We start from the raw sequence: 7,379 nt of genomic DNA on the forward strand, positions 1-7,379 counted from the left end.
AATTCGCCCCCACAGGATGGTGCCAAAGCCAATTCGTAGGGTGGATGACGCTCTTCTCATCCACCGTCGGCGTCCGGCCGGGCACCGAGTGGTGGAAATAAAAAGCGATTTCCACCCTACGGGCTACTCCAACTTATGGAATGTCCGGAAGAACCACGCCCAGTAGGTTGGTCCGAGCTACGCGAGGCCCAACGATCCAGAGTCGGACTTCGCGCGTTGGGCTTCGCTCTGCGCCAACCTACAGGCAGTCGGAGCTGCCGGACATCGAGTGGTGGAAATAAAAAGCGATTTCCACCCTACGGGCTACTCCAACCTACGGAATGTTCGGAAGAACCACGCCCAGTAGGTTGGTCCGAGCTACGCGAGGCCCAACGATCCAGAGTCGGACTTCGCGTGTTGGGCTTCGCTTCGCTCTGACGGAACCCCGCCCGCACCAACCTACGGGCAGTCGGAGCTGCCGGACACCGAATGGTGGAAATAAAAAGCGATTTCCACCCTACGGAATAGCGCCAGAAACTACCGCTCCCGCATCGCTTCCTGGCGCGCCTTCAGCACCGGTTTCAGCAGGTAATCCAGCACGCTCTTCCGGCCGGTGATGATGTCCACGGTGGCGACCATGCCCGGGATGATCAGCAGCGGGTGGTCGTCCTTGCCCAGGTGGCTTTTCTCGGTGCGCACCTGGATCAGGTAGAAGCTCTTGCCTTCCTCATCCTGGATGGTGTCGGCGCTGATCAGTTCCAGGTCTGCCTTGAGGCCGCCGTAGATGGTGTAGTCGTAGGCGGTGAACTTGACCATCGCCTTCTGCCCTGGGTGCAGGAACGCCACGTCCTGCGGGCGGATGCGTGCTTCGATCAGCAGGCTGTCTTCCAGCGGCACCACTTCCACCAGGTCGCTGCCGGGCTGGACCACGCCGCCGATAGTGTTGACCTTGAGCTGCTTGATCACGCCGTGCACCGGCGAGACCACGGTGGTGCGGCTGACGCGGTCGTCGATGGCCTTGCTGGTGGAGGTGATCTTCGACAGCTCGGTGCGCGCCTCGTTGAGTTCCTTGAAGGCGTCGGAGCGGAACGACAGCCGGCTTTCCTCCATCTTCCGCTCGATCTCCGAAACCGCCGCCTCGGCGCGGGGAATAGCCAGGTTGGTAGCTTCCAGTTCACCGCGTGTTTCCACGGCGCTGCGTTGCAGGCGGAGGATTTCCACCTGGGCGATGGCACCGGCCTTCACCAGCGGCTGGGACATGTTCAGCTCCTGCTGGATCAGGCCCAGGCTGGAGCGGTACTGCTGGCTCTTGGAGCGGAATTCGGCCAGCTCCTGCGTCTTCTGCCGCAGCTGTTCGCTGAGGATGCGTTGCTCGCTTTCCAGGCGCTCGTTGCGCGCGCGGTAGAGGGCTTTCTCGTCTTCGGCCAGTTGCGGCGCGTCGCGGGTGATCTCCTCGGGCAGGGCCATTTCGCGGCCCTCGGCCTCGGCGGACAGGCGTTCCACCTTGGCCATCAGCGCCAGGCGGTCGGCTTCGGTCTCGCCTTTGTTCGAGCGGAAGCGGGTGTCGTCCAGGCGCAGCAGGACGGTGCCCTTGTCCACCACCTGGCCCTCGCGCACGAGGATTTCCGAGACGATGCCGCCTTCCAGGTTCTGGATGATTTGCACCTTGCTGGAGGGGATCGCCTTGCCTTCGCCGGTGGTGACTTCGTCCAGCACGGCGAAGTGCGCCCAGGCCAGTGCCACCAGCAGCAGGGTACAGGCCACCCAGACGGTGATGCGGGTTGCCCGTGGCGAATCTTCCGCCATGGCGCCGGCCACTTCCGGCATGAACTCGGCGTCGGCGCCATTGTGGCGGCCGAAGTAGGAATGGGGCGTTTCTGCGCTGGCCATGCTGTGCCTCCTCAGGCGATGCCCTGACCGATGCGGCCTTTGCGCAGGGCGTCGATGACGGTGTCCTTGGGTCCGTCGGCAACGACCTGTCCGTTGTCCAGCACCACCAGGCGATCCACCAATGCCAGCATCGAGCTGCGATGGGTGATGAGGATCAGCGTCTTGCCCGCCGACCAGGTCGCCAGGCGTTGGCGCAGTTGCTCTTCGCTGGAGTTGTCCATGGCGCTGGTGGGTTCGTCGAGCACCAGCAGCGGTGGGTCCAGCAGCAGCGCGCGGGCCAGCAGCACGGCCTGGCGCTGGCCGCTGGAGAGCAGCTGTCCGCGCTCACCCACGGCGCGGTCGTAGCCTTGCGGATGTTGCCGGGCGAGGTCGGCGACGCCGGTCAGCTCGGCCACTTCGAGCATGCGTTCATCGCTGACGTAACGTGCCCCAAGCGTGAGGTTGTCGCGCAGGCTGCCGGCCAGCAGCGGCAGGTCGTGGCTGACGTAGCCGATCTGTTGGCGCAGGTCACCGATGTCGGTCTGCCTCAGGTCGATGTTGTCCAGCAGCAACTGGCCTTCCTCCGGCGTGTAGAAGCCGAGGATCAGCCGCGCCAGGGTGCTCTTGCCCGAGCCGCTGCGGCCGATGATGCCGATCCGCTCGCCGGCGGCCACGCGCAGGCTGACCTTGTTCAGCGCTGGACTGCCCTGGCCCGGATAGCGGAATTCCACCTGGCGCACTTCCAGGTTGCCCTTGAACGCCTGGTGTTCCAGCGGCTGCTGGCTGACTTCGCGCTCCTGGGGCAAGGACATCAGGGCGTCGGTGGATTTCATGGTCAGCCGCGCCTGCTGGTAGCGGGTGATGAGCCCGGCGATCTGCCCGAGGGGCGAGAGCACGCGGCTGTTGAGCATGTAGCAGGCCACCAGCGCGCCGACGCTGAGATTGCCGGCGATGATGCTGTAGACGCCGGTGACGATCATCGCCAACCCGGCGAACTGCTGCATGAACAGCGTGCCGTTGGTGGCCAGGGCGGAGAGGAAGCGGGCATGGCTGTCCAGGCGGGTGAGGGCGCCGTGGGTGTGTTCCCAGCGATGCTGGCGCTCGCTTTCGGCGCCGCAGGCCTTGAGGGTCTCCAGGCCGGAGAGGGTTTCGATCAGCAGCGCCTGGCGTTCGGCGCCCAGGGCCAGGCTGCGTTGCACGGTATCGCGCAGGCGCGCCTGGATGATCCAGGCGAAGATCGCGGTGATCGGGAACGCGAGGATCGGGATCGCCACCAGCGGTCCGCCGAGCAGGCCGATCACCAGCAGCATCAACACCGAGAAGGGCAGGTCGATCAGGCTGGTGAGGGTCACCGCGGTGAGGAATTCGCGCAGGCCCTGGAAGTCGTGGATGCTCTGGGCGAAGCCGCCGATGGTGGCCGGCCGTGCCTTGATCGACATGCCGATGATGCGTTCGAAGAGCGTGGCCGAGAGCACCACATCGGTCTTCTTGCCGGCACTGTCCAGCAGGTTGGCGCGCAGTACCCGCAGCAGCAGGTCGAAGCCGGTGCCGAGCAGCAGGCCGATGGCCAGGACCCAGAGCGTCGCGGTGGCCTGGTTGGGCACCACGCGGTCGTAGGTCTGCATCACGAACAGCGGCACCATCATGCCCAGCAGGTTGATCAGCAGGCTCGCCAGCATGGCGTCGGCATAGAGCCAGCGGGACAGCCGCAGGGTGTCGCGGAACCAGGAGGTGACCCTCGGTACCAGCGGCGCGTGGGCTTCTTCCAGCTCGTGGCGCGGGCGGGCGAACAGCGCACTGCCGCTGTACTCCAGGGCGAGGATTTCAGTGGGCACCCACTGCTCGCCGCCGTCGGCCTCGCAAGGCAGGATCAGCGCCCGGCCCTTGCCATCGAAGCGCGTCAGCACCGCACTGCGGCCACCCTTGAGGAGCAGCAGCAGTGGCAGGTTGAGCGGCGAGATGGTGGCAAGTTCGCGACGCAGCAGGCGACCCTGCAGGCCGGCGCGAGCCGCCGCGCGAGGCAGCAGCTCGGGGGACAGGCGCTGGCCTGGCAGCGGCAGGCCGCTACTCAGGCTGGCTCGGCTAGCCGGACGGCCGTGCAGGCGACAGAGGATCAGCAGGCCGTCGAGCAGCGGGTCGTCATGGCCCTGTCGCGGATCTCTGGGACTGTCAGTCCGTTCCATGGTGGTCATGGTGGTGGACTCCCATCTGGATTACTGCATATCCGGCAGCCGGGCTTCGCTCTTCACTTCACTGAGGGCGACGGCTTCTGCCGGGACCACGACCTTCTGGCGACGCAGCAGGTCGCCCATGGCCGAAATCACCCGGTACATGGAGAATTCTTCGGTGTAGCGCACATCCACATAGCGGCGGTTGGCGGTGAAGAGTTCGTTCTCGCTGTCCAGCAGGTCCAGCAGGGTGCGCTGGCCGAGGCCGAACTGCTGTTGGTAGGCCTCGCGGACACGGGCGGTGTAGTCGGCGTAGTCACGCGCCTCGGGGGTCTGCTTGCGGGCGTTCTCCATGGCGTTCCAGGCCAGCGAGAGGTTCTCGTTGAGCACCCGCAGGGCATTGTTGCGGATGTCCATGGACTGGTTGATCTGGTGCGCGGCAGCCTGCAGGCGGGCCTTGTCGCGCATGCCGTTGAAGAGGTTGTAATTCATCACCACGCCGGCCCGCCAGGTGTTGTTGTGGCCCTCGTCGCCCTGCACGTTGTCGTCGGCGGTGGTAGCCAGCTCGGCATCGAGGCGTGGGTAGAAGGGGGCCTTGGCGGATTCGTACTGGCTCTCGGCGGCCTGTACGTCGGCCTGGGCCGATTTCAGCAAGGGGTTGGTGTCCATCACGCCCTGGCGCGCGGCGAGCAGGTCGGCGGGCATCTCGCCCTTGATGGTGCCCGGCGTCACCAGTTCGTCTGCCGGCATGCCCACGGCGCTGTAGAAGTTGGCCTCGGCATCGGCCAGGTTCACTTCCTCGGTGTAGAGGTTGTTCTTGGCCAGGGCGAGGCGCGCTTCGGCCTGGTCGAAGTCGGCGGTGCTGCCCACGCCGCGTTGGCTGCGCAGGCCGATCTGGTCGTGGATGCGTTCGTGGGCCATCAGGTTGTTCCTGGCCAGCACGACCATCTCGCGACGCTTGAGCACATCCAGGTACACCTCCACGGTGCGCAGCGCCAGACTCTCGGCGGTGCCCAGGGTGAAGTACGCACGGGAATTGACCACGGACTTGGTACGCGCCACTTCGTTGGGGGTATTGAAGCCATCGAACAGCATCTGCCGCAGGCGCAGTTCGGCATCACGGAAATTCAGGGTTTCCTTGTTGTGATCGCCGAGCTCGCGAGTGGTGGGGCTGTCGGTCTGCTCTCTACCTACACCGGTTATCAGGTCGACGGTTGGTAGGTATCCACCTTTGGCGACTTTCACCTCTTCGTCGGCGACGAGTCGATTCTGGGCACTGGAGAGGAGTTCGGGATGTTTGTCGAGGGTGCTCTGGATGGCGTCCGTGAGCGTCATGGCCTGGATTTGCGTGGCGGCCATGGCGAGGAACATGCCGGACCACAGGGGGGTGAGTGTGCGCATTTCTGTCGTTCTCCATTTCGGTTCTTGGCTTCCTGGCGCCGAAAAATTGGCGAAAATCCATATCAAACCGTTTCAGGCTTGTAACATCAGAGCTAAGAACAACTTTCGAAATGGCTAAGAAGAAATCTTCACAAGAATTAGCAGGAAAAATTCTTATGCACTCGTCGGAAATCCAAGACATCTTTTTGCCAGCAGTTCGCATGTCTTGGGGCTCTCAGGTTCCCTGCGCGAGCGCGCATCATGGTCAGGCACAAATCAAGAAACTCAGGGGCGGGGTGAAATCGGAGTAGTGGTTCGGCGCCGGAGAGTGTGACGTTTTATTGACTGCGGTAATTTTCTGGCGCCGTTCTTCGCCCCCTGGATGCTTCTTCACGTACCCGTAGTTCGGTTCGGACGTGCCGTGACCCTCTTTGACTGGGATCGGCGCTGCCCGGCTGGCAGCACGCGGTGCGGGAGGAAGGAGTCATGGCTGGATCAATCGGGGTCGTACGGCAGGTCGTGGGTGATGTGTTTGCGGTGGCTGCGGATGGTTCGCGCCGCCCGCTCACCGAAGGCGACCGGGTGTTCACGGGTGAGCAACTGGTCACCGGCGCCCAGGGCGCGGTAGCGGTCACCCTCTCCAACGGGCAGGAGCTGGTGCTGGGACGCGACAGCAGCATGCCGCTGAACAATTCACTGCTGGCCGGCGCCCCTGACGCTAGCCAGCCCGGCACCGACGAGGCGCCGGCCACACCCAGCCAGCAGGACCTGACCGACGTCGAGAAACTGCAGGCCGCCATCGAGGCCGGCGTGGACCCGACCAAGGTCGCCGAAGCCACTGCGGCCGGCCCTGGCGGCGGCGCCGGTGGCGGCAATGCAGGTGGCGGCCACTCCTTCGTGCTGCTGGGTGAGACCGCTGGCCGTGTCGATCCCAATATCGGCTTCCCCACCGGCCCGATCTCCTTCGGCGTGGAATTCCCGCAGCCGGAAGTCGGCATCCCCGACATTCCGGAGCCGGAAGCCGTGCCGGTGAATGGTGTGCCGGTCGCCCGCGACGATGCCCAGAGCATCGATGAGGGCGGCGAAAGCGTGCAGGGCAACGTCCTGGATAACGACGACGGCGGCCCGGACCTGCCCACGACCTTCGTTTCCTGGCAGGCGCCCGGCGCCACCAGCGGTGCCAATGGAAGCCTGCTGGTGAACACGCCCTATGGCGTGGTCACCCTGAATGCCAACGGCACTTACAGCTTCGTGCTGGCCAATGGTTCGGCCGCGGTGGAAGGGCTGGGGGAAGGGGAGACGGTGAACCTCGGCTTCGGCTACAGCATCCAGGACAGCAATGGTGACCAGAGCTCCGCAAACCTGGTCATCACCATCGTTGGCCAGAACGACATTCCCACTATCGAAGTCAGCAGTCCGGGAGCCGGCGGCGGCCTGGCCCAGGTGTTCGAGAAGGGCCTGGTCGATGGCAGCAGCGCCGGCGACGGCAGCAACGTGACCACCGGCAGCTTCACCGTGGGTGATGCGGATGGCCTGGCCAACCTGAAAACCCTGAGCGTCGGCAGCCTCAGCGTTGACCTCACCACCAGCGGCTTTGCCAGCCTGGTGGGGCAGAGCTTCACCACCGCCCACGGCACCGTGCTGATCACCGGCTACAACGACGGTACCTACAGCTTCAGCTACACCCTGACCTCGACCACCCCTGACGCCGCTGGTCCGGAGACGGACGGCTTCCTTATTAATGTGGGCGATGGCCTGGCGAACACTTCGGCCAATGTCAGCATCGAGATCGTCGACGACGCCCCCAGCGCCAACCCCGACAGCGGCAGCCTCACCGAGAACGGCGTGCCATCGAGCCTGGCCGGCAATGTGCTGGACAACGACGCAAGCGGCGCGGATCAACCCAAGGCCTTCAACAGCTGGAACGGCGTGGCCGGCGCGACGCCCGGCGACAATGGCAGCCTGCTGGTGAACACCCCCTAT

The 7,379-nt window shown here is 64.8% G+C and carries 4 protein-coding genes; 1 reads left to right on the plus strand and 3 read right to left on the minus strand.

The features are described 5' to 3' along the window. Positions 1-516: 516 nt before the first annotated feature. From E8F06_RS16310 to E8F06_RS16320, 3 genes are read right to left on the minus strand one after another with little or no spacing between them, the layout of a single operon-like run. The gene (locus E8F06_RS16310) at positions 517-1,869 is read right to left on the minus strand and encodes an HlyD family type I secretion periplasmic adaptor subunit (RefSeq protein WP_280369108.1); all 1,353 of its coding nucleotides are present in this window, start codon (positions 1,867-1,869) and stop codon (positions 517-519) included. Between the two features lie 11 nt (positions 1,870-1,880). After that, positions 1,881-4,040 carry a type I secretion system permease/ATPase gene (locus E8F06_RS16315; RefSeq protein ID WP_280369110.1) on the minus strand — a complete coding sequence of 720 codons (2,160 nt, stop codon included), beginning with the start codon at positions 4,038-4,040 and terminating at the stop codon, positions 1,881-1,883. A gap of 21 nt (positions 4,041-4,061) precedes the next feature. Next, positions 4,062-5,417 carry a TolC family outer membrane protein gene (locus E8F06_RS16320; RefSeq protein ID WP_280369112.1) on the minus strand — a complete coding sequence of 452 codons (1,356 nt, stop codon included), beginning with the start codon at positions 5,415-5,417 and terminating at the stop codon, positions 4,062-4,064. A 465-nt stretch (positions 5,418-5,882) separates the two neighbouring features. On the opposite strand from E8F06_RS16320, the gene E8F06_RS16325 reads away from it, so the two are divergent. Further along, positions 5,883-7,379 (plus strand): retention module-containing protein (locus E8F06_RS16325; RefSeq protein WP_280369115.1); only part of this gene is annotated, 1,497 nt, incomplete at its 3' end.

The organism is Pseudomonas sp. BN411 (assembly GCF_029871235.1).
Taxonomy (GTDB): domain Bacteria; phylum Pseudomonadota; class Gammaproteobacteria; order Pseudomonadales; family Pseudomonadaceae; genus Metapseudomonas.